The sequence below is a fragment of the Flavobacterium erigeronis genome, from assembly GCF_054075165.1.
Genome location: NZ_JBSKGP010000002.1, coordinates 292,516 through 313,794, shown reverse-complemented (window position 1 = coordinate 313,794; position 21,279 = coordinate 292,516). Strand labels below are relative to the sequence as shown.

The following is a 21,279-nucleotide window of genomic DNA, read 5'->3' as shown; positions in this document are numbered from 1 at the left end:
TTTCCTCAAAAACTCAAACTTTTTTTATTTTATATCACGAATTCAAAATGAAATAAAGCAATTTCACAGCAAACAAATTCATAATTTATAATTCATAATTAACTACATTCCCTGTGCTTGGATAGCCGTAATTACAACTGTATTGATAATATCGTCAACTGTACAGCCACGGCTTAAGTCGTTTACTGGCTTGTTTAAGCCCTGTAACATTGGCCCAATTGCCAAAGCTCCAGTTTCTCTTTGAACGGCTTTATACGTATTATTTCCTGTATTTAAATCAGGGAAAATAAGTACGCTTGCTTGTCCCGCGACTTCAGAATCTGGCATTTTGCTTTTTCCAACACTTAAGTCAACTGCCGCATCGTACTGAATTGGTCCTTCGATTTTTAAGTCTGGTCTTTTTTCTTTTACAATTGCAGTTGCCGTTCTTACTTTATCTACTTCATCACCTTTTCCAGATGATCCAGAAGAATATGAAAGCATCGCAATTTTTGGTTCAATTCCGAATGCTAAACTCGATTCTGCAGAAGAAATTGCAATTTCTGCCAATTGTTCTGCCGTAGGGTTTGGATTAATAGCGCAATCTCCAAAAACAGAAACTCTGTCTTCTAAGCACATAAAAAACACCGAAGAAACTACAGATGAATTTGGTTTCGTTTTAATGAATTGCAGTGCTGGTAAAATAGTATGCTGAGTCGTGTGTGCCGCGCCAGAAACCATTCCGTCTGCGTGCCCTTTGTACACCATCATCGTTCCGAAATAAGAAACATCCTCCATTAAATCTCTTGCCATTGTGATACTTACGTTTTTCGCTTTTCTAAGCTCATAATACGTATTGGCATAATCCTCATAAAGTTCAGATTCTTTAGGATTAATGATATTTACTTTAGAAAAATCAAGAGTAATTCCTAATTCTACAACTTTACTTTCAATTTGTTTTTTGTCTCCAATAATTGAAATGTCCACCACATCCATATCAAGCAATCTCGATGCCGCCGTGATAATTCGATCATCATTTCCTTCTGGAAGAACAATATGTTTTCTATGCTGTTTAGCCCTTTTAACCATATTGTATTGAAACATTTTTGGCGTCATACCTTCTGCTTGGAAAGTGATTAATCTTTCTGATAAGGCATCATTATCCACGTATTTTTCGAAGGTTGTTATCGAGGTTTCAATTTTATGGGTATTATTAGCATAAATCTCCGATTTGATAGAGCCAATTTTATTTGTAATGTGATACGTTCCGCCATCGACAGCAATAATTGGCACAATGGCTGAAAGTCCTTCGATAAGCTTTAAAATGCTTTCTTCTGGAACGATATTTCCCGTAAGGATAATTCCTGAAATGGTTGGATAATTAGCCGATTCATTAGCTTGTAAAGCCCCTAAAATAATATCTGAACGGTCTCCTGGAGTTATTACTAAAGCGTTGTCATGCAAATGCACCAAATAATTATGCAATTGCATTGCCCCTACGCTGTAATGTCCAATTTCATTATTTAGGTAATTCTCTCCAAACAAAACTTTTGCATTCAATTCGTTTACAATTTCTTGCATGGTCGGATTGTTCAAACTAGAAATAAGCGGAATTGTATTGATCAATACATTGGATGGCAGACTTTTTTGCAAGCTATTTGTAACCAGCTCAATATTTTCTGGCTGCACTTTATTGGCAAAAACCGATAAAACTTCAACCTCTTTTACTTTGAAAGAATCGTAAACCAAATACAAACTGTCTAAAAGTTCTTCTAAGGTTTTACCAACTCCTGAACCTACAATTATGGTCGGAATTCCGAGATTTTTAGCAATTAAAACGTTCAAATCTAATTCGATCGAAGTTCCTTCTCCTGTAAAACTTGTTCCTTCAACCAAAACAAAATCGAAGCGTTCTTCTAGTTTTTTATATTTTTCGATAATTAAATCGAGAACCTCTCCTATTTTACCTTTGTTCTTTTTCTTGATCAGTCTGCTTTTGGTGATTGCATAGGCATCTTCAAACTTAATATCCAAGTTAAAATACGATAAAACCGTCTCAATATGATTGTCTACCTCACCATCAACAAAGTCTTCGATAATAGGCCTAAAATACCCTACTTTGGCTGTTTTACCAATTAATATACTCATTAAACCGAGCGTAATAATCGATTTACCGCTATTGTGATCACTAGTGGCTATATATATTGCTTTACTCATAATTATTTATATTTATTCTAAATAACAAATTTACAAAATCAAATTCTAAAACTGCAAAACAGTGCTAAAACCAGCGTCGTTTTTTAAAATAGATGATTAGCCCTATTACCAGCAAAAACATAACACCCATAACTACAAAATAGCCATTTTGCGTTTTGAGTTCTGGCATGTTCTCAAAATTCATTCCGTAGACTCCCACAATAAAAGTAAGCGGTATAAATATCGCCGAAATAATAGTTAGGGTTTTCATGATTTCATTCATTTTTCGACTTTGCTCCGAAAAATAAAAATTAGAAGCGCTTTCCAACGCACTCATATCTGATTCTATCTGATCTAAAAGCTCTAAACTTTTTTGATGCAGTCTGATAAAGAAATTGAATGTTTCTTTCTGAATTAGCCCATTATCTTCGTCATCATCTTTTTTCGTTTTCAGATAATAAAGCGAGTCTCGAAGTGGCACAATGGAACGTTTTAGAAAATTTAGATTATCTCGATGATTTTCAATTTTTTCTAAAATAACAGGTTTGGCACCTTGCTTAGTCAGATTAATCAATTCTTCCACTTTATCTTCTTCATCTTCCAATGTAATGTAGAAATTTTCCATCACAGCATCCAAAAGCAAATACAAGAGATAATCTACCTTTTTGGTTCTGACAATTCCTGCATGCGTACGCAAACGCTCCCGAATATGCGTAAAGAAATCGCTTCGCTTTTCTTGAAAGGAAATTAAGATTCCGTCTTTCAAAATAAAACTCAATTGTTCTACACTTATATTATCTGAATATTCAGAAGGAAGAAGCGATTTTATATTGAAGAACAAAACATCTTGCTGTTCTTCTAATTTAGTTCTTTTGGTAGTGTTTAAAATATCGGCAAGAAGGAAATCATCTAATTTGAAATGTGCACCGATTGTTTTAAGAAGATTGATATCGTGAAGGCCATGAATGTTGAGCCAATTGTTTTTAGTATAATCAAAACAAGAATTTAAAGCCAAGACTGTAAACTTATCGTATTCGACAATATCTTCGTCATTATAGACAAAAAGTTGCATCTCAGTTTCGTGATCTTTGTGCGTGCCAGTATACTCTAAAGTAATGGGTTGCAGCTTGCGCCCTTTCTTATATTTGATCTTTCTCATTCATGGAAATTTACAATAGTAATATTACGAAAAAGAATTTGAACAAGAAATGACAATTGTCAGTTTGTGGAAAAACTGACGTTAGACGCACTGCCGTGCGTCTTTACATTAAAATAATTGGCATAAAAAAACCGAGTCATTTCTGACTCGGTTTACTGTAAAATTTTTCTGTTATTTATTGTGCATAAACAGTATAAGGCAAATTTTTAAAAACTCCGTTTGTAACTTCGAAAACTTCTGGGGTTACAATTTTAGTTTGCAAAGCACCTACTTTCTCCGCTTTAAAACTAAATGTACCAGAAACTGTTTTCTTCTCAGGATCCATAGCTGTAATTGTTATTTTTCCTGTTTTAGGAAAATGCTCACCATAAGAATTTCCGTCTACTAAATAATAATTTAGAAATAATGCATCACTATTTACTATTGGAGTATCAACATCATTATCCTCATCTGTAAAAGTATATTCTTTGAGCGGCATAGAATCTTTTGCTGTTAATTCACTTTCGCAGGCTAATAGAATCATTTGCGACTTATCTTCAACATTTATATCAAAACGCTGACCACCACCTGAAACTTTTATTAAAGTAACGCTGGTAATTTTTGTAGCTTTCCATACATTGCCATTTATTGTAGCTGTAACTGAGCCATCCAAGCTGCTTTCTTCACTTTCATCACTACTGCAACTTGCAAACAATACTGATAAGGATAATAATCCAATACTTAATAGTTTTTTCATAGGTTTTATTTTTGATTTTAGTTGCGACAAAATAAATAGTAAAAACCTTAAAAAACATACGGAAAACCTCATTTCAAAAAATTAAATAGTATTAGGTCTAATTGATATAAAAAATTAGCACAAAAAAACCGAGTCATTTCTGACTCGGTTTTCTATCTTAATACTTTTGTACTAATTGCTTAATACTAAAGAATTATTTTACCTCTTCAAAAGTAACAAACCTATATATAGCAACACATTACCAGGCAATGGTACAAATATGGTACAAATAAATCTACAAAATAATAAGTAAATTGACTAATAAATTAAAGATTTGTCCACTCGTTGGAACTCAAAAGTTTCCGAATCTAAGAAAAGACGTAATTAATCAACACCCATTCAGGATATTAGTAATAGGCAAAAGACGATTGAGATTGAAATTGATTCAATTAAGATATTATAAATCTATAACTATGTTGCAAACAGAAACTTATAATTAGCGACTTTAACATTAAAACAGTTTCAAAATAAGTGCTTCATTTTAAAATACATCACGCGGCTTTTCTATAAGTAATTTTTACAAGCTCATATTGTTGAGTCAGATATCATTTAATTAAATGACTTAAATAATAACTCTATTCTCATATTTTCCATGTTCTTTTAAAACCAAATCCATTATGCGCAGACTTTCCCGAAACTGCGGTTGTTTGAATCGAAATGAAGGTCCTGAAACACAAAGAACCGCAATAGGTCTGTTTTTATAGAATATAGGGATCGCAACACAATTAAGATCGGGGTCATAGGCTTCTATATCCAGAGCATAGCCTCTGCTGCGGATATTTATAATTTCTTTTTCCATAATGGCAAAATCTTCTTTTTCATAATCTTTACTAAGGCTTAGTTGTAAATGCTCCGAATAAGCTAGGAAGCATTTACCTATAGCTGTAGTTGTCATTTCGTAATCCTTTCCCATGTTAAGGGTAATTTTCACAGCCCTGTTGGGCTCGCATTTAAGTTCGTGCCTGTAATATGATCCCATCTGTACAGCAAGATAGGAAGACTCATTTGTTAGACTGGATATTTTCTCTAATAGCGGGCGAAGTTCCTGCTTGAGCTCATTTCGTGAAAATGATGGAATATACAGGCATTCTATTTTTGAACTTATTTTATATCTGGGAGTAATATCATCCTGTTCTAAATATCCTAGCTGTTTAAGACTATCCAAAAACCCATGGGCAGTATTCTTCTTTAGGTCTAATGCCTGTGCAACATCATTCAGCCTTACAAAATTGCCGTTTGATGCTATATATTCTAGAATCTGAAATGTTTTCTTTACCGATTGATTCATAAGTTCACATATAACGAACAAATTTACATTTTATATTTTACTCTTCAGTAAAAGTTCGAAAAATTAATACATTTGAATCATATACCATTTTTTTAATGGAAGTAATTAAAATAAGCTCTGCAAAATTGCAGCGGAACTAACAAAAACACAACATATGAATAATCCGATTACAAATGCACTGGTTACCGGTGCAAGCAATGGTATAGGTCTTGCTCTTACCAAAAAATTATTACAAGAAGGTGCAGCAGTGATTGCTATAACACGTTCAGGAGAAATTGCCGATTTTTCACATCCCAAGCTGACTGTTATTAAAGCTGATATAAGTTCTGAAGAAAGCATTAAAAAAGCAGCTGAAGAGGTTAAACAACTTGGGATTAAATTAGACTGTGTGGTAAACAATGCAGGGGTTGGTCTGGATTTACGAGATGAAATTCCTACTCAGGAACTAATGAATGCAACATTTGCTACAAATACAACCGGAACTGTGCTGTTTACAGAAGCATTTATAGAGTTTATACAAGATGGCGGCCAGATCGTATTTTTATCAACAGCAATGGCACTTCTTCGTAATCTATCTCCCAATGCACCTGCTTACAGAATGTCAAAAGCTGCAATAAACATTTATGCAGTTATGTTAAGCCAAAGGCTTGCAGATAAAAATATACGTGTTACTCCGCTGCATCCAGGATGGGTACAAACCAGAATGGGAGGCGATACAGCTCCAGTAACTCTTGAGAAATCGGTAAATGGCATCTACAAAGCAATTACTAAAAACACCCAGACAGGAAAATTCTGGAATATCGAATTGGACGCTGTTGAAGAATTTTAAGGGCTAATAAGAATAGATTTCTTTTATAAAATATGATATTTTCAATATCTCATTTTCACCTCATGAAATTAAAACCTGAAATAATTACTGTTTCGGGTTTTAATTTTTATTCCTTTCTGCGCAAAGCCAGTCTTAAATATTCTTAATGTAGTTTAAGATAAATTCTTAAACTGGGTCATTCCTGTAAAAATCAGAAAAGCGTACTTTTGTCGTTTCCTTTTTTAATTGAATTAGTAGTGCTTCATTAGTATGGCCAAACCTAATTTTTAAAAAGTAACAATTTGGTTTACCCTCTTGAGGGTTGCCAGCTCAATAACACAAAAATATTATATGGATTTAATGCGGTTAGAAATTAAGAAAAATATTCAAAAATTGGAAGATACGAATTTGTCATTCCGGGTTTTTGACTTGACCCAAGCCAATATTGAACAATATCTGCAGCCCCATAAAAAGGATCATTTCTGTATTATTTTAGTCGAATCGGGAAATATCAACATGCATATTGAGGATAAAATTTATGCATTAAACTCAGGTAAAATCTCAATTGCATTTCCTGAACAGATACACTTTCTTTCCAATTACAGCAATGATCTTAAAGGGAAGATCATTTTGTTTGAAGAAGTATTATTTTGTTCGGACATACTTAAAAATGAACTAAGCGCTTACAACGTTAATCTGTCGGCACACCTTAACTGCACCGCACTTTCAAAGCCCGAATTCGAACAGGTGCTTCCCATTGTTCAGAACATTCACGACATATACAATATTCCAAGCCTTGTCAGGAAAGAACAGGCACGTTTTTACATTAAAATTTTCCTGCTGGGTCTTATTGAATCCGTTCATGGACAGCACCCTGTACTCAATCAGGAGTCAGCTTTGACAAACCAGCATCTTTACATCGCTTTCAAAAAATTACTGAACCAGAAGTATAAAACCCAGCGCACCGTCCAGTATTATGCAATGGAGCTTGCGGTCAGCGCTAAAAAACTCAATGCAATAACTAAGAAACACTGTGGCGAAACTGCCATAAACGCCATACATAACAGAATTCTTACTGAGATCAAAAGACAGTTATTATTCTCTCACCTCTCACATAAAGAAATTGCATTTGATCTGGGCTTCAGCTCTCCCTCTGCCCTTAATAAATTTGTAAAGGCTAAACTAAAAGAAACTCCAACAGATCTTCAAAACGAACTGGCGCAAATTTATACCGCATAGTCCTGTTTGTATAACATCCATCCTTTTCTCCTGTCCTATCTTTGCATCAGTAAAACACTACTGTTTGAAAGATGTACAAATTCTTATTGCCTTACAGGCACTACAGCTTAATTATTTTGTTTAATTCTACTGATCAGGAATTAAAATTATAATTCAAACCTGCCTGTAAAACTGGCAATATCCATAATCAGAAAATCGCACCAGTATCATTCATCTACCCTGTCTAAAGGGTAAGCTATTTGAATGATAGGAGGCATTTATACGCTTATTTTTAAATAATAAAATATGAATTTCAATAGTTTGATAAAAGAAAACCTGCACAAAATTTTAGAGGAAAACTTAAAATTAGCAGACCAGGTCGACCCTCAGCAGATTGATGTATTGGCCAGCAATATTAAATCAGCCAACCGGATCTTTGTAATGGCAGCCGGCAGAAGCGGACTTGCATTAAAAATGGCTGCAATGCGTTTTATGCACTTAGGCTACAGTGTATTTGTAGTTGGCGAAACTGTTACCCCGGCTATCCTTGAAGGTGACATGCTGCTTGTAGCATCGGGATCCGGTACAACTTCAACAGTTTTATCTGCGGTAGAAAAAGCAGCAAAACAAAAAGCGAGAGTTGTAGCCATTACCGCCGATGGAGAAAGCGCACTGGCGAAATTAGCAGCAAATATTGTGCTGATTAATGCTGCCACAAAAACAGACTTTGGCGTATCGGTTTCTGACCAGTATGCAGGAAGCCTTTTTGAACAATTTACATTATTTATACTCGAAAGCGTTTTTATGAGCCTTTGGCAGGAATCTGGTTTAACCAAAGAAGACCTGTGGCCTAAACACGCTAACCTTGAATAACTTTTTTTTTACAATTAATTTTTTTAAACATTTTAGACATGACAAAATTACAAGTCGCAATTGATTTACTTACTACAGAAGCAGCATTAGAACTTGCAGCAAAAGTAGCACCTTACGTAGATATTATAGAATTGGGTACGCCCCTTATTAAAGCAGAAGGCCTTAGTGTGGTAACGGCTATGAAAGCAGCCTTTCCTGACAAATTGGTTTTTGCAGACATGAAAACTGCCGATACCGGTGCTTTGGAAGCAGAAATGGCTTTCAAAGCTGGTGCTGACCTTGTAACAGTTATGGGGGCTGTCGATGATGCAACCATCAAAGGAGCGGTAGAAGCAGCAAAAAAATACGGCAGAAAAGTAGTCGTTGACACTATTGGGGTTAAAGACAGAGTGCAGAGAGCAAAAGAAGTAACTGCTTTTGGAGTAGCTTTTGTTGAATTACACGCAGGTCTTGACGAGCAGGCATTGCCTGGGTACTCTGTACAAACACTGATCAGTGAAGGAAGAGAAGCAAAAGTTCCATTTTCTGTTGCTGGTGGTGTAAACATCGATACAATAAAAGATGTTATAGCCGCAGGCGCAGATGTAGCTGTAGCAGGTGGTGCAATTTATGGCGCTGAAGATCCGGCTGCTGCTGCAAAAGCATTAAAAGATGCTATAAACAGTGTAACTGTATAATACTTTATTCTTTAAGGCTGGAATATATCTATAGATTCCAGCCTTAATTTTTCAATAATAAATTTAGATTACTATAACCATTATGAACAATACATTTGATTTTGGCATTGTTGGTTTAGGTGTAATGGGCCGCAATCTGCTGCTAAATATTGCCGATCAGAAATTTGCTGTTGCAGGCCTGGATTTAGATACAGAAAAAGTTTTGTCCCTTGCCAAACAGGCAGACGCACAACAGCTCATTAAAGCCACAACAGAAGTACAGGAATTTGTTTCACTCATCAAGCAGCCCAGGGCAATCATGCTGCTGGTACCTGCCGGAAAACCTGTAGATAATGCTATTGAGAACCTGCTGCCCTACCTTGATCAAGGCGACATCCTTATCGATGGGGGAAATACTTACTTTACCGATACGGACCGCAGGTTCACAGAATTATCATCCAAAGGGATTCATTTTTTTGGAATGGGAATTTCCGGAGGTGAAAAAGGGGCACGATTTGGTCCAAGCCTAATGCCAGGCGGCGACAGAAAAGCTTATGAGAGACTGCGTCCTGTTTTTGAAGCCATATCTGCTAAAGTAGATGGTGAGCCATGTGTAGCTTATTTGGGTAACGGATCGGCAGGCAACTATGTAAAAATGGCTCATAATGGTATTGAATACGGGATCATGCAGCTTATTTCAGAGATATACGATCTTATGAAACGAGGCTACAATATGGACGACAATACCATACAAAAAACCTTTGAATACTGGAATGGCACCGAACTTCAATCCTACCTAATTGAGATCACAGCAGCAATCCTTACAAAAACAGATGCTGACGGAAAAAAGCTGATCAATGTTATTTCGGATTGGGCAAAATCTAAAGGAACTGGAAAATGGACCTCTCAAAATGCAATGGACCTGCAGGTACCCCTGGCTACGGTAGATGCTGCTGTGGCCATGCGAGATATGTCCAAAAACAAACCCGAAAGAATTCTCGCTGCACAAAAGCTGGTTTGGACTGCTGCACCTCAAAGCAGTACTGACCTGACTTTGGTTATGCAGGAACTGATGGGCGCATTGCATTTTTCTATATTAATCACTTATGCTCAGGGACTGGCATTGCTGACCAAAGCTTCACAAGAGTACAATTACGGGCTGAACCTTGAAACAGTTACAAAAATCTGGCGTGGCGGCTGTATCATCCGTGCCGCGGTTCTGGAAGATTTCAGACTTGCCTATTTGAGAAATCCGGAGCTTCAAAATATACTCCTTGATGACAATATAGTCTCATCACTGAATAATAATCAAATGAGCATCCGAAATACCATCCAATCAGCAGTTCAAAAAGGCATTCCTGTAGCAGGGCTCATGAACTCATTGGCATATTTCGATGCTTACAGATCAGAGTATCTGCCTACAAATCTTATACAGGGACAGCGCGACTACTTTGGGGCACATACTTACGAACGTACTGATCGTCCGGGTATATTCCACACGGAGTGGAATGACTAAATTTTAAACGCAGTAAAATGAATAACGTCAATACTATAAAGCCAGCCATCATAATTGTTTTTGGAGCAACCGGTGATCTTGCTAAAAGGAAGCTTTTCCCTGCTTTTTACAATCTTTACCTTGATGGCCGTATGCCTGAAGACTTTAAGATCATAGCATTGGGAAGGGCTGAAAGCTCCGATGAGCAATTTCGCACTTATGTCAATGAAAATCTGACAGCATTTTCCAGAAATAAAATAGACTCCCTGGAAAATTACAAGCAATTCGCTTCCCACATCACCTATCTGCAAAATGATATTAATCAGGAAGAATCTTATCAGGCCTTAAAACAAGAGATCGATCGTACAGACGGGGCATTTGGAAAGCGCGCCAACAGGCTTTTTTACCTGTCCATTGCGCCATCTTTTATTGCAGCGATATCAAATAACATCAACAGATTAGACCTAGCTTCTAATGCTGATCAGGACCGTATTATTGTTGAAAAACCTTTCGGTTACAATAAAAGTTCAGCAGTGCAGTTAAACAAATTATTGTCGCAGACCTTCAAGGAAGAACAAATATACCGTATAGACCATTATTTGGGTAAGGAAACGGTACAGAATATCCTAGCCTTCCGCTTTGGTAATTCAATGTTTGAGCCTCTTTGGAACCGTAATTTCATTGATTCTGTTCAAATCACCGTTGCAGAAGAAGTTGGGGTTGAGGATCGAGGCGGCTTTTATGAGGATGCCGGTGCACTAAAGGATATGATACAAAACCACCTGATGCAGATTTTGACTATGGTTGCCATGGAAGCTCCTACATCACTGCAGGCAGATGAAATACGAAACCGTAAAGCCGATGTTTTAAAATCGATCCGCCGGATTACACCTCAGGAAGTCGAACATTATACCGTCAGAGGCCAGTACGATAATGGTGCAATTAAAGGAAAGCCTGTAAAGGGGTATCTTCAGGAAAACGGCGTTGATCAAAATTCTGCTACCGAAACTTTTGTGGCCATGAAATTTTATCTGGACAACTGGAGATGGCAGGGTGTGCGTTTTTATGTTCGTACCGGTAAAAGAATGAAGGAAAAACAATCTTCTGTCGTAATTCAGTTCAGGCCTGTTCCCCATTCTACTTTTTCTTTTGGAAAAGAAGGTTTAATGCCAAACCGCTTAATTATAAACATTCAGCCAGCAATGGATATAAGACTGCAGTTTATGACTAAAAAGCCAGGGCTTTCCTTATCGCTCAAACCAGCTGAGATGGTCTTCGACTACTTCTCATGCTCGGCCAAATCGCCGGAAGCTTATGAAACGCTGATACTTGATGCGCTGCTTGGAGACCCTACTTTATTTATGCGCTCAGATCAGGTCGAAGAAGCTTGGGACGTAGTGACAACAATTCAGCAGGCGTGGGAAAATGATAAGTTATTAAACCTGCATAAATATGAGGCCGGCAGCTGGGGCCCCCATCAGGCAGATGCCTTGCTTGCACGTCAGGGACATGCCTGGATATCGAATACCTATAATGAAGTCAAAGAAAAAGTAACAGATGATCAGTATTTTTAACAATAAGGAAGAGATAAATATACATGCGACTGAAATTTTTTCCTCTGCAGCACAAAATGCAATACAACAGCGCTGCCAATTTGTAGCTGCCCTTACAGGAGGCACATCCTGCTGCTTTTTACAAACTTTTGGCTGCAGCACCCTACAAGGAAAAAATAAACTGGAATAAGGTTTTTGTATTTTGGGGTGACGAGCGATGGGTGCCGATGGATGATGATATGATCAACGCAAAAATGTCTTATGATTTCCTTTTAAATCATGTAAACGTACCCAAAGCAAATATATTTCCAATGTACAAGTCTGATGTGACACCTGAAGATATGCCTTTTAATATGAGCAATTAATTAGAAATGTTTTGGGAGAGGACGGAAAATTTGACTTTATATTTTTAAGAATGGGAGACGATGGCCATACTGCTTCACTTTTTCCAGATCAGGGGTTTTAAAAGAAAATGCGAAATGGGTATCCGCCTATTATCTAAAATCTCAAAATATGAATCTTATTACCCTGACAGCTCATTTCAGAAACAAAATAAAAACCTGTTTAAGCTGGATTTCCGCTTACGCATCAAAAGACTCATAAATAGTATTAAAAGAAACACAAGCCATGTTTAATAACCAAAAGCATACCTGACTCTTAATATAGTTTAAGAATTTTTCTTGAAGTATGTTATTCGCCATTTGATCCTCACAGCACTACATTTGCATAATTATAAATTAATTTTATGAAAAATTTACTTTTATCTGCAGTACTGATTTTCTCTGCATCATTATATGCGCAGCAGCCTAAACAAATGAGGTATGCACTTCAGGGAGCTCCTGCACCTGAAAAAACAACCCCATACGGCAATAATGGCGTAGTCGGGCATTACGTAAATTCTGGTGATGCCAAAATCTATTATGAACTTTATGGCAAGGGCGCACCTGTTGTGATACTGCATGGCGGAATATTTGGATCTACCTTTGAAATGTATCATTTTATCGACAGCCTTAAAGTAAATCATCAGGTAATAGCAATTTCTACAAGAGGGCATGGGAAATCAGAAATGGGAAATCAGCCTCATACCTACCAGTTAAAAGCCGGTGATGCTGCCGCGGTGCTCAATGCGGTTACTAAAGATAGTGCAACAGTAATAGGATTTAGTGATGGCGGGTATACCGGGTATATGCTTGCCAGCCTTTATCCTGCAAAAGTAAAAAAACTTGTGGCTATAGGGGCAGCAGAAAGACATCCAGGCGATCCTGCAAACGCAATTACTGTCGAGCAGGCTTTTGCACTTGACAAACCTTTTTTGGACCAGCAGCTCTCTCTTATGCCCGATCCCAAAAAACTGCAGGAATTATTTACACGTGTTCAGAATGAGTTCAATACTAAACTTGTAGCAGATGAAAAATTATTCAGCACAATCAAATGTCCGGTATTGGTAATGGTAGGCGATCATGATAATTTTGTTTCTGTTGAGCATGCCGCCCGTGCCGCTAAATTTCTTCCAAAGGGACAGCTGAGTGTCATACCAGGTGCAGGTCATGGTGCCTTTCTGGAAAAATGGCCTGCTGCATGGCCTGCAGTACACTTTTTTTTAGAGCATTAAATTGTGAAGCTAAATAATTAATATGATAAATATTCTTAAATATACGATCCTTACATTGCTTTTTAGCCCGTCTTTTTTATTTTCACAGAAAATAAAACTTAATGATAATAACCTCACACCTGTCGGAGTTTATCTTTCCCAGAGTAAAGTGAAAGGAAGTAAGGTGATAAGGGCAGTCAAAGATTCAGCAATAATTGCTGATGATGAAGCGACTTACGCCAGAATCAATAATATTGAATTCAGCCAGGGTACTATTGAAGTAAAAGTGTTAAGCAGAATTCTAAAAACTGCCCCTTCTCATGCCCGTGGCTTTATAGGTATAGCTTTTCATATTAATGAAAATAATTCTAAGTTTGAAGCCATTTATCTAAGGCCGGCAAATGCCATGTCAAATGACCAGCTTCGCAGAAACCGCTCAACACAATATTTTGCTTATCCCGATTTTAAATTTACAGAAAGCAGAAAAACCGCACCTGGAGTTTATGAATCATATGAGGATATGCAACTTAACAAATGGATATCTATTAAAATTGTAGTTAAGGAACAGCAGGCAAAACTATATTTGGATGGACGTAAAGAACCTTCTTTAATCGTAAATGATCTTAAACTGGGTAAGGCTGCTAAAGGTGCGCTTGGCCTTTTTGTAGACATAGGAACCGAGGGATTCTTTAAAGATCTTGTAATTTCTAAAGAATAAAAAGGGCAGTTTCAGCATCAAAAATAAATATTAAGTAACAATTTTTTTTCTGATTTTACTAAGAAATTCTGGAGTGATTCCCAGATAAGATGCAATTTGCGTATTAGGAATCCTGTTAACCAAAGCAGGATAATCACTGGTAAAGCTTATATAACGTTCCTCAGCCGTAGAACTGATATTCTGCAGGATTCTGTTTTGAAAATTGATGTACTTACGCTCGGTAATAATCCTGAAATTACGGTCAAATTTGTGGTAATTGATAAATAAGTACAGCAGGTCATCATGCTGTATTTGGAGCACTACCGAAGGCTCTACCGCCTCTATATACATGCGGCTTGGCACTTGGGCGTAAAAACTGTGCAGGTCGCTTATCCATTCATTCTCAGCGGCAAACTGCAGATTGTGTTCTTTCCCGGCAGGATCAACGGCAAACATTTTAAAACAGCCCGAGACAATAAAAAAATAATGACGGCAAATATCACCTTCCTGCTGGATATATCCTTTTCGCCTGATATTTCTTTGTGAGAAAAGACGAACGACCTCTTCAGATTCCTTTTTATCAAGGGCAAAATACCCATTAAAAAAATGAATTAACTGCTCCACGGGGGATTCTTTATCCGCTAATGCTTTACTAGTATCCATAATATGCTTTATGAAGTAAATATAAGAAATGTGAACCGTATTTTAAAAAGTTTAGTAGGATTCCGCTTCTGAAGGAAATTCAAGACTTTTCACATCGCTGACATAGCCTTTTACTGCTTCTGTAATAATGCCCTGCAAATCAGCATACTTCCTAACAAATTTAGGCTTAAAATCATTATTCATTCCCAGCATATCTTGCACGACCAGCACCTGGCCGTCTACTCCATCCCCTGCTCCAATACCAATAACCGGTATTGAAAGTGACAGCCCTATGGCTCTGGCAAGAGCGGATGGTACTTTCTCCAGAGTTATGGCAAAACAGCCGGCTTCCTGAAGAAGCATTGCATCACGCCTGATCTTTTCAGCCTCCATTTCTGATTCAGCACGAAGTCCGAAACCTCCATACTGATGTACGGACTGCGGCATAAGTCCCAAGTGACCCATGACAGGAATACCTGCATCTATAATTTTTTTAATATCAGGCAGGAGCTCTTCGCCACCTTCGATTTTTAATGCCTCGGCTCCTGTTGCTTTCATAATGGAAACTGCATTTTTTAAGGAATCAAGGGGATTGCCGCAGCACGTTCCAAAAGGCATATCCACAACAAGAAGTGCCCGTTTGATACCACGGCGCACACTGCCAGCATGATAGATGATTTCATCCAGGGTAACAGGCAGTGTAGTATCGTAACCAGCCATGACATTCCCCGCTGAATCACCTACCAGAATAGCATCTACACCTCCCTTATCCAAAAGGCTGGCCATTGTATAATCATAAGCGGTCAGCATTGTGATCTTCTCACCTGTATGTTTCATTTTACGTATTACCGCAACGGTAACCTTTTTACTTTTAGACTCTGTAGTTACTGACATAATTATTGAATTAAAAAAGAAGCAAATTTGCTTTTTTGAATTGGCACCTGCAATGTCTAAAAGAAGTTATAACATATCTAAAAGATACATTTATAAATAAAGAAAAAACTATTTTAAATAAAATCCTTTAAATTCAGCAAACAATCATACCTAAAAGTAATTTTATTTGTAAATATGAATACCTTTGCTTTAATCTTAGTAATTAAATTAATCAGCAGATTTTAGACATTAAAAATACCTAAACTATTTATGAGCGACCATGCCGAAAACGCGTATGTAAACTTAGAGATCCCCTCTATCAGATACGATATTGGGCTAAAGGACAGTCAAGAGGAGCTGCTTATTTATGATTCTCTGCAGCATCGCAGTGATTTTATATATAAAAAACCTTTTAGATCAGGCCATTTCTCGGTAATCCTTATTATTAAAGGAAGCTTAAAAATAAAGGTAAATTTATTCGAATATGAATTAAGCAGTAAACAGATACTGATTATTCCACCATATGCTATTCGCGAAATAATATCAGAGGATATTGGAGCACACTTTGTTTCACTTCTCTTTACAACACCGTTTCTCGAAAAATCAGGAATACTTGGAAAATACTTTAATGTAACGGGCTTTCTAAAAGAAGGACTCGCATCCTTAAATAAAGTAACCCAGACCGACAATGCCATATTCATTAAATTAACGCAGATAATTAGTACTCTTCTAATGAGTAATTCATCCACACGCAAGGATGATGAAATCATACAAAATCTTTTCAGGGCACTGCTTTTAAAGGTAAGCCAGTATTATGATAAAATACCTGCAGAGAATCAAGTAGCAACTGGTCTTATTTACAGATTTATAAAATTACTGTCGCAGCATTATCTCTCGCATAGAGAGGTTCGTTTTTATGCAGAAAAACTAAATGTAAATGAAAAGTATCTTACCCAGCTCCTTAAACGTTCATCTGGTAAAACGGCCAGGCAGTTTATTACTGAAATAGTAATACTGGAAGCAAAAGTACTGCTGAGTGAAAATATACTGTCTGTCAAAGAGATTGCAGGCAGGCTTCATTTTGAAAATCAATTTCACTTCAGCCGTTTCTTTAAACAATATGGAGGCATTTCACCGACTGCCTACCGAAAAATTTAAAAAAATGGGACTTTTACCAATGCAATAGTAAAAGTCCCAAGTGATTCTTCCTGATAAACAGGCAGAAATGATAATCAATCAGGCTGTTTTTTGTTTTTATTGAACCATTCTGTATAGGCATCGACAGCTTTTTTGACAAAGTCTTTTGTAGTGCCCTCCTTAATAGATCCGCTCTCATCAAATAACTCATTAATTTTAGCAAGATAGACTTCAGGCTGCTGCATAACAGGAATATTTAAAAACACAAGGCTCTGCCTTAAATGATGATTAGCACCGAAACCTCCCACAACACCGGGTGAATTACTAAAAATCGCTCCCGGCTTGCCGTCCCAAACGCTTTTTCCGTACGGACGCGATCCAACATCCAGCGCATTTTTAAGCACAGCGGGAACAGATCTGTTATATTCTGGTGTAATAAATATAAAGCCGTCAAGCTGCTTTAATTCATTCCTAAATGTTGCATACGCAGGCGGTACTTCATTATTATCGTCAAAATCCTGATTATAAACAGGCAGATCATCCAATTTGATTATTCTAAAGTCAAATCCCTCAGGCGCCATAGCCTGAACGGCTTTAGCCAATTTTTTAGAAAACGACTCTTTACGCAGGCTTCCTGCGATTATACCAATTACTTTACTCATGACGCAGTGTTTAATTATTAATTTTCAATTTCTTTCTTTGAATAGTTTTATTACTATGTAATTTACAAAAAAAATGCCGGCTACCCGGCAGATTCTTAATTAATTATCCTTTATAATCACCTATCAGAAGAACAGATTTAATAGTTCTTCCTTTCTCTGAATCTTCAACCGCCTGATTGATATCTTCAAAACGATATGTTTTTATAAGCTTGTCAAATGGAAACTGGCCATGCTGATACATTTTTATCAATTTAGGAATAAATTCCTGAGGCACGCTGTCCCCCTGATTTACAAATTTAATTTTGTAACCTTTTGTTAAAAATATATTAGTTTCCAGCTGTAATGGTTTTGTAGCTACACCAATTACAGCAATTTCGCCAACAGGAGCCAAAACAGCAAGCGAATTATTAATAACTTCATTACGTCCTGTAGTATCTACAGCATATTGCACACCATTTGGTAATATTTCCCTTATACGCTCCTGAACATTTTCATTAAGGCTGTTTATAGTATGAGTCGCGCCAAGTTCTTTCGAAAATTCTAAACGCTCATCATTAATATCCACAGCAATAATGGTTGTTGCAGAGGATGCTTTTGCGGCCATAACTGCAGAAAGACCTACTGCTCCTGTACCTGATATGACCACCGAACTTCCAACTTTTACTTTAAGTGTATTGATTATGGCTCCAGATCCTGTCTGTATACCGCATCCCAATGGACCTAAAATTTCTAAAGGCGCATCTTTAGGCACCGCAATCACGTTATTTTTATGAGCAATAGAATAAGTTGCAAAAGAAGATTGTGAAAAGAAATTATCATTAATTGGATTATCATTGTGGTCATGATGGCTGTGGGTACCGTCTACACGCGCTCCTGAAAAATTTCTCTGAAAAAATTCATAACAGTATGCCGGCGTACCGCTTCGGCATATCTCACATTCTCCGCAGTATCCGTAAGTAAGAACTACGTGGTCACCCACCTTTAGATGGTGAACATCTTCACCAATCTTTTCTATGATCCCAGCTCCTTCATGACCTAAGATTACCGGAAAATTTGGAGAACCCATGATAAAATCACGTGCTACCATATCGGTATGGCAAATACCGGTTGCCACAATTTTAACTAATACTTCTTCTGAACCTGGTTCGTCAAGCAGAACTTTACTAAGCTCAAAATCACTGCCTTTTGCACCAACGACTGCTGCTGTAATTTCCATAAATTTATATTTTAAGATTTCTAAATCTGGTATATTTTATAATACCAATATATTTTAATTCAACTAATAAGTAAAAAGATGCGTGCTTTTAAAATGAAGGACTGTACTTTTAAAAGAACAGCATCTGTGCAAAATGAGTATAAGGTGGGATAAAAATCCGTCTCATCATTTATCAAAGTTCTTTATTATTATCCAGATAAGCCCTTAAACTAATTTAAGAAATACTCTTAATTTAGTTTAAGAAGTACACTTAATCTCAGGTGGTAAAGATTTACAAATTGCTGTCCCTGTTTTTTAAAATAAACAGCAGTAAATTTATATGCAGTATTAGAATTTAAAGGGAAATTAATAACATTATTCTATTTTATTATCCTAAGAAATCAATTTAGAAATCCCTGATGTAGTTTTTTCCTTAAATTATCACTAAATTTCCGATTAGTATAACCACATCCTTTTCTAATAAATGAACTTTGCATTAATGAAGGACTAAGTCATTAATAATCTTTTAAAACGTAAACAAATGAAAAAAATTAGTGTTTTAACATTGGCTGCTGTTACATTATTCTTAACAGCATGTGGTAAAAAATCAGAGACAGCAACAAGCGAAGAACAGCAGGTTGCTGAAAAAAAAGGTGAAGTATTAGCCGTAAATCTTGAAACATCCAAAGTAGACTGGAAAGCATTTCATAAAGGAGGTTTTGCACCTCGCTGGGGAACGCTTGCTATTACATCAGGTGAAGTATCAGTTGAAGCTAATGAGCTTACAGCAGGTGATTTTGTAATCGATATGAAATCTATTAAAGTGGACCCGGCATCGGTAACTGAAAAAGATAAAAAATATTCAGAATTAGAAGCCCATCTGAAAAGCGCTGACTTTTTTGATGTTGAAAAAAATCCAACAGCTACATTTAAAATTACCAGTGTTACTGCCTTAGATACTCCGGCAAAAGATGCTGTGGAAGGTGCTAATAAAACCGTAAGCGGCAATCTTACTCTTAAAGGTAAAGCTCTTAATGTGACTTTCCCTGCAAAAGTAACTATAACAGACGGAACAGCAGCATTGCAAGCTAAATTTACAGTTAACCGTACAGATTGGGATATCAAATTTGGAGCATCTGAAGCCGATCCAGCAGAATGGATGATCAGTAAAGATATCGAGATTGGTATCAATGTAACGGCAGGAAAAAAATAAAAATAAAAGTAAAAGTTAATTATTATTCTTAAAAAAGGCCGCCTAAAAAATGAGGCCGCCTTTTTTTATATTATATTATTTTAAAAAAAATCACGAAAATCCTCTTACCAGTCTTTCAAGTCCGATTTCTAATAGAATTTTTGGAGCTGCAATATTGATTCTTAAAAAGCCCTCACCCGAAGCACCATACATCGTACCTGAATTGATCCACAACTTTTGTTCCTCAAGAAGCTGATGCGATAATTCATCTGCTGTTTTCCCTAATGCTGTACAATCAAGCCAAACCAGATAAGTCGCCTCTAAAGGTGTAACTTTGATTTGTGGAAGATTTGAATTTATAAATTGTGTCAGGAAAAGATAATTATCATAGAGATAATCTTTTAAAGCATCGAGCCATTGCTCTGATTCTTCGTAAGCGGCAATAAGTGCTGTGATGCCAAATATATTAAGTAATTCTATTCCCATCAACTGAAAGGAGGATTGAATTGCATAGCGAAATGGCTCGTTTTGGGTAAAAAAATAACCGGCTTGCAATCCCGCTAGATTAAAGCTTTTTGCAGGTGAACTCAACGTCACAGAATTAAGGCTGTACTTTTCGCCCAACGAAGCAAAAGGAAGGTGATGGTTTCCTGCCAAAACCAAATCGGCATGAATTTCATCTGAAATAATGACAACATTATGTTGCAAACAAATATCGCCAATGGCTTGTAATTCTTCCCTTTTCCAGACTCTGCCCACAGGATTATGCGGATTACTGATAATCAAAAGTTTGACTTTTGGATCAGCTGCTTTTTGTGCTAAATCATCAAAATCGATAGTATATTCACCATTATTGTAAAGCAGATTATTCTCGATCACAACACGTCCGCTGTTCTCGATACTGCTGTAAAAATGATTGTAAACTGGTGCTTGTATGATGACTTTATCGCCTGTTTTTGATAATGATTGTATGGCCGCAGATAATGCCGGTATAACTCCTGAAACCGGTACAATCCATTCTTTTTCAACGGTAAAACCATATCTTTTTTTCCACCATTTCATTATGGCGGCATAAAATGCTTCGGGTATTGCCGTGTAGCCAAAAATTCCATGAGCTGCTCTTTGCTGCAAAGCCCTCAAAATTTCCGGTGCCGATTTAAAATCCATATCTGCAATCCACATCGGCAGTACTTCTCCAAACGGAGCTTCATCCCATTTAATGGAATCAGTGTCTTTACGTGGTATTATTTCATCAAAATTATATTTCATAATTTTAAGTTTCGGTTTAAA

General features: G+C 36.8%; 21 protein-coding genes. 12 read left to right on the top strand and 9 right to left on the bottom strand.

The annotated features are described in order from the left end of the window. Positions 1–102: 102 nt before the first annotated feature. From pta to ACWA1F_RS05360, 4 genes are all read right to left on the bottom strand, one after another. Positions 103–2,196: a phosphate acetyltransferase gene (pta, locus tag ACWA1F_RS05375; protein ID WP_456892226.1), complete on the bottom strand. Its 2,094-nt coding sequence runs from the start codon at positions 2,194–2,196 to the stop codon at positions 103–105. Positions 2,197–2,260: 64 nt separating this feature from the next. Further along, the gene (gene corA, locus ACWA1F_RS05370) at positions 2,261–3,334 is read right to left on the bottom strand and encodes a magnesium/cobalt transporter CorA (protein ID WP_456892224.1); all 1,074 of its coding nucleotides are present in this window, start codon (positions 3,332–3,334) and stop codon (positions 2,261–2,263) included. 175 nt (positions 3,335–3,509) lie between these two features. Continuing rightward, complete coding sequence (locus ACWA1F_RS05365; protein ID WP_456892222.1) at positions 3,510–4,070, bottom strand: DUF6252 domain-containing protein; 561 nt, start codon at positions 4,068–4,070, stop codon at positions 3,510–3,512. A gap of 601 nt (positions 4,071–4,671) precedes the next feature. Next, positions 4,672–5,397, bottom strand: coding sequence for an IclR family transcriptional regulator (locus ACWA1F_RS05360; protein WP_456892220.1), 726 nt, complete (start codon positions 5,395–5,397; stop codon positions 4,672–4,674). A 154-nt stretch (positions 5,398–5,551) separates the two neighbouring features. Between ACWA1F_RS05360 and ACWA1F_RS05355 the strand changes: the two genes are divergently transcribed. The 10 genes from ACWA1F_RS05355 to ACWA1F_RS05310 all read left to right on the top strand — a co-directional run bounded on the left by ACWA1F_RS05355 (position 5,552) and on the right by ACWA1F_RS05310 (position 14,309). Then, positions 5,552–6,226, top strand: coding sequence for an SDR family NAD(P)-dependent oxidoreductase (locus tag ACWA1F_RS05355; RefSeq protein ID WP_456892218.1), 675 nt, complete (start codon positions 5,552–5,554; stop codon positions 6,224–6,226). A gap of 330 nt (positions 6,227–6,556) precedes the next feature. After that, on the top strand, positions 6,557–7,444 hold the full coding sequence (locus tag ACWA1F_RS05350) for an AraC family transcriptional regulator (RefSeq protein ID WP_456892216.1): 888 nt from the start codon (positions 6,557–6,559) through the stop codon (positions 7,442–7,444). A gap of 285 nt (positions 7,445–7,729) precedes the next feature. Continuing rightward, the gene (gene hxlB / locus ACWA1F_RS05345; protein WP_456892214.1) at positions 7,730–8,296 is read left to right on the top strand and encodes a 6-phospho-3-hexuloisomerase; all 567 of its coding nucleotides are present in this window, start codon (positions 7,730–7,732) and stop codon (positions 8,294–8,296) included. A gap of 38 nt (positions 8,297–8,334) precedes the next feature. Continuing rightward, positions 8,335–8,973 (top strand): 3-hexulose-6-phosphate synthase, encoded by a 639-nt coding sequence (gene hxlA, locus ACWA1F_RS05340; protein ID WP_456892212.1) that lies wholly within the window; start codon positions 8,335–8,337, stop codon positions 8,971–8,973. 82 nt (positions 8,974–9,055) lie between these two features. Continuing rightward, complete coding sequence (gene gndA, locus ACWA1F_RS05335; RefSeq protein ID WP_456892210.1) at positions 9,056–10,468, top strand: NADP-dependent phosphogluconate dehydrogenase; 1,413 nt, start codon at positions 9,056–9,058, stop codon at positions 10,466–10,468. Between the two features lie 17 nt (positions 10,469–10,485). Beyond that, positions 10,486–12,021 carry a glucose-6-phosphate dehydrogenase gene (gene zwf / locus ACWA1F_RS05330; RefSeq protein ID WP_456892208.1) on the top strand — a complete coding sequence of 512 codons (1,536 nt, stop codon included), beginning with the start codon at positions 10,486–10,488 and terminating at the stop codon, positions 12,019–12,021. 128 nt (positions 12,022–12,149) lie between these two features. Next, positions 12,150–12,365 (top strand): 6-phosphogluconolactonase, encoded by a 216-nt coding sequence (locus ACWA1F_RS05325; protein WP_456892206.1) that lies wholly within the window; start codon positions 12,150–12,152, stop codon positions 12,363–12,365. An 11-nt stretch (positions 12,366–12,376) separates the two neighbouring features. After that, positions 12,377–12,466, top strand: a complete 90-nt coding sequence (locus ACWA1F_RS05320) for a 6-phosphogluconolactonase (RefSeq protein WP_456892204.1) — start codon at positions 12,377–12,379, stop codon at positions 12,464–12,466. Positions 12,467–12,745: 279 nt separating this feature from the next. Continuing rightward, positions 12,746–13,612 carry an alpha/beta fold hydrolase gene (locus tag ACWA1F_RS05315; RefSeq protein ID WP_456892202.1) on the top strand — a complete coding sequence of 289 codons (867 nt, stop codon included), beginning with the start codon at positions 12,746–12,748 and terminating at the stop codon, positions 13,610–13,612. Between the two features lie 22 nt (positions 13,613–13,634). Next, a complete protein-coding gene (locus tag ACWA1F_RS05310; RefSeq protein WP_456892200.1) occupies positions 13,635–14,309 on the top strand; it encodes a hypothetical protein in 675 nt (224 codons plus the stop codon). A 30-nt stretch (positions 14,310–14,339) separates the two neighbouring features. On the opposite strand, the gene ACWA1F_RS05305 is transcribed toward ACWA1F_RS05310, so the two are convergent. Both ACWA1F_RS05305 and panB read right to left on the bottom strand, forming a co-directional pair. Next, complete coding sequence (locus tag ACWA1F_RS05305; RefSeq protein ID WP_456892198.1) at positions 14,340–14,951, bottom strand: Crp/Fnr family transcriptional regulator; 612 nt, start codon at positions 14,949–14,951, stop codon at positions 14,340–14,342. A 51-nt stretch (positions 14,952–15,002) separates the two neighbouring features. Next, positions 15,003–15,824, bottom strand: coding sequence for a 3-methyl-2-oxobutanoate hydroxymethyltransferase (gene panB, locus ACWA1F_RS05300; RefSeq protein WP_456892196.1), 822 nt, complete (start codon positions 15,822–15,824; stop codon positions 15,003–15,005). A gap of 249 nt (positions 15,825–16,073) precedes the next feature. Between panB and ACWA1F_RS05295 the strand changes: the two genes are divergently transcribed. Further along, positions 16,074–16,961 carry a helix-turn-helix domain-containing protein gene (locus tag ACWA1F_RS05295; protein WP_456892194.1) on the top strand — a complete coding sequence of 296 codons (888 nt, stop codon included), beginning with the start codon at positions 16,074–16,076 and terminating at the stop codon, positions 16,959–16,961. Between the two features lie 74 nt (positions 16,962–17,035). Here the strand turns inward: ACWA1F_RS05295 and ACWA1F_RS05290 are convergent, their stop codons facing one another. Together ACWA1F_RS05290 and ACWA1F_RS05285 are read right to left on the bottom strand one after the other, a co-directional pair. After that, positions 17,036–17,602 carry an NADPH-dependent FMN reductase gene (locus tag ACWA1F_RS05290; RefSeq protein ID WP_456892192.1) on the bottom strand — a complete coding sequence of 189 codons (567 nt, stop codon included), beginning with the start codon at positions 17,600–17,602 and terminating at the stop codon, positions 17,036–17,038. Positions 17,603–17,705: 103 nt separating this feature from the next. Beyond that, a complete protein-coding gene (locus ACWA1F_RS05285) occupies positions 17,706–18,818 on the bottom strand; it encodes an NAD(P)-dependent alcohol dehydrogenase (protein WP_456892191.1) in 1,113 nt (370 codons plus the stop codon). A 520-nt stretch (positions 18,819–19,338) separates the two neighbouring features. Here ACWA1F_RS05285 and ACWA1F_RS05280 point away from each other — a divergent pair. Continuing rightward, a complete protein-coding gene (locus ACWA1F_RS05280; RefSeq protein ID WP_456892189.1) occupies positions 19,339–20,010 on the top strand; it encodes a YceI family protein in 672 nt (223 codons plus the stop codon). A gap of 90 nt (positions 20,011–20,100) precedes the next feature. Here ACWA1F_RS05280 and ACWA1F_RS05275 read toward each other — a convergent pair whose 3' ends face one another. Beyond that, positions 20,101–21,258 carry a MalY/PatB family protein gene (locus ACWA1F_RS05275; protein WP_456892187.1) on the bottom strand — a complete coding sequence of 386 codons (1,158 nt, stop codon included), beginning with the start codon at positions 21,256–21,258 and terminating at the stop codon, positions 20,101–20,103. Between the last annotated feature and the right edge of the window lie 21 nt (positions 21,259–21,279).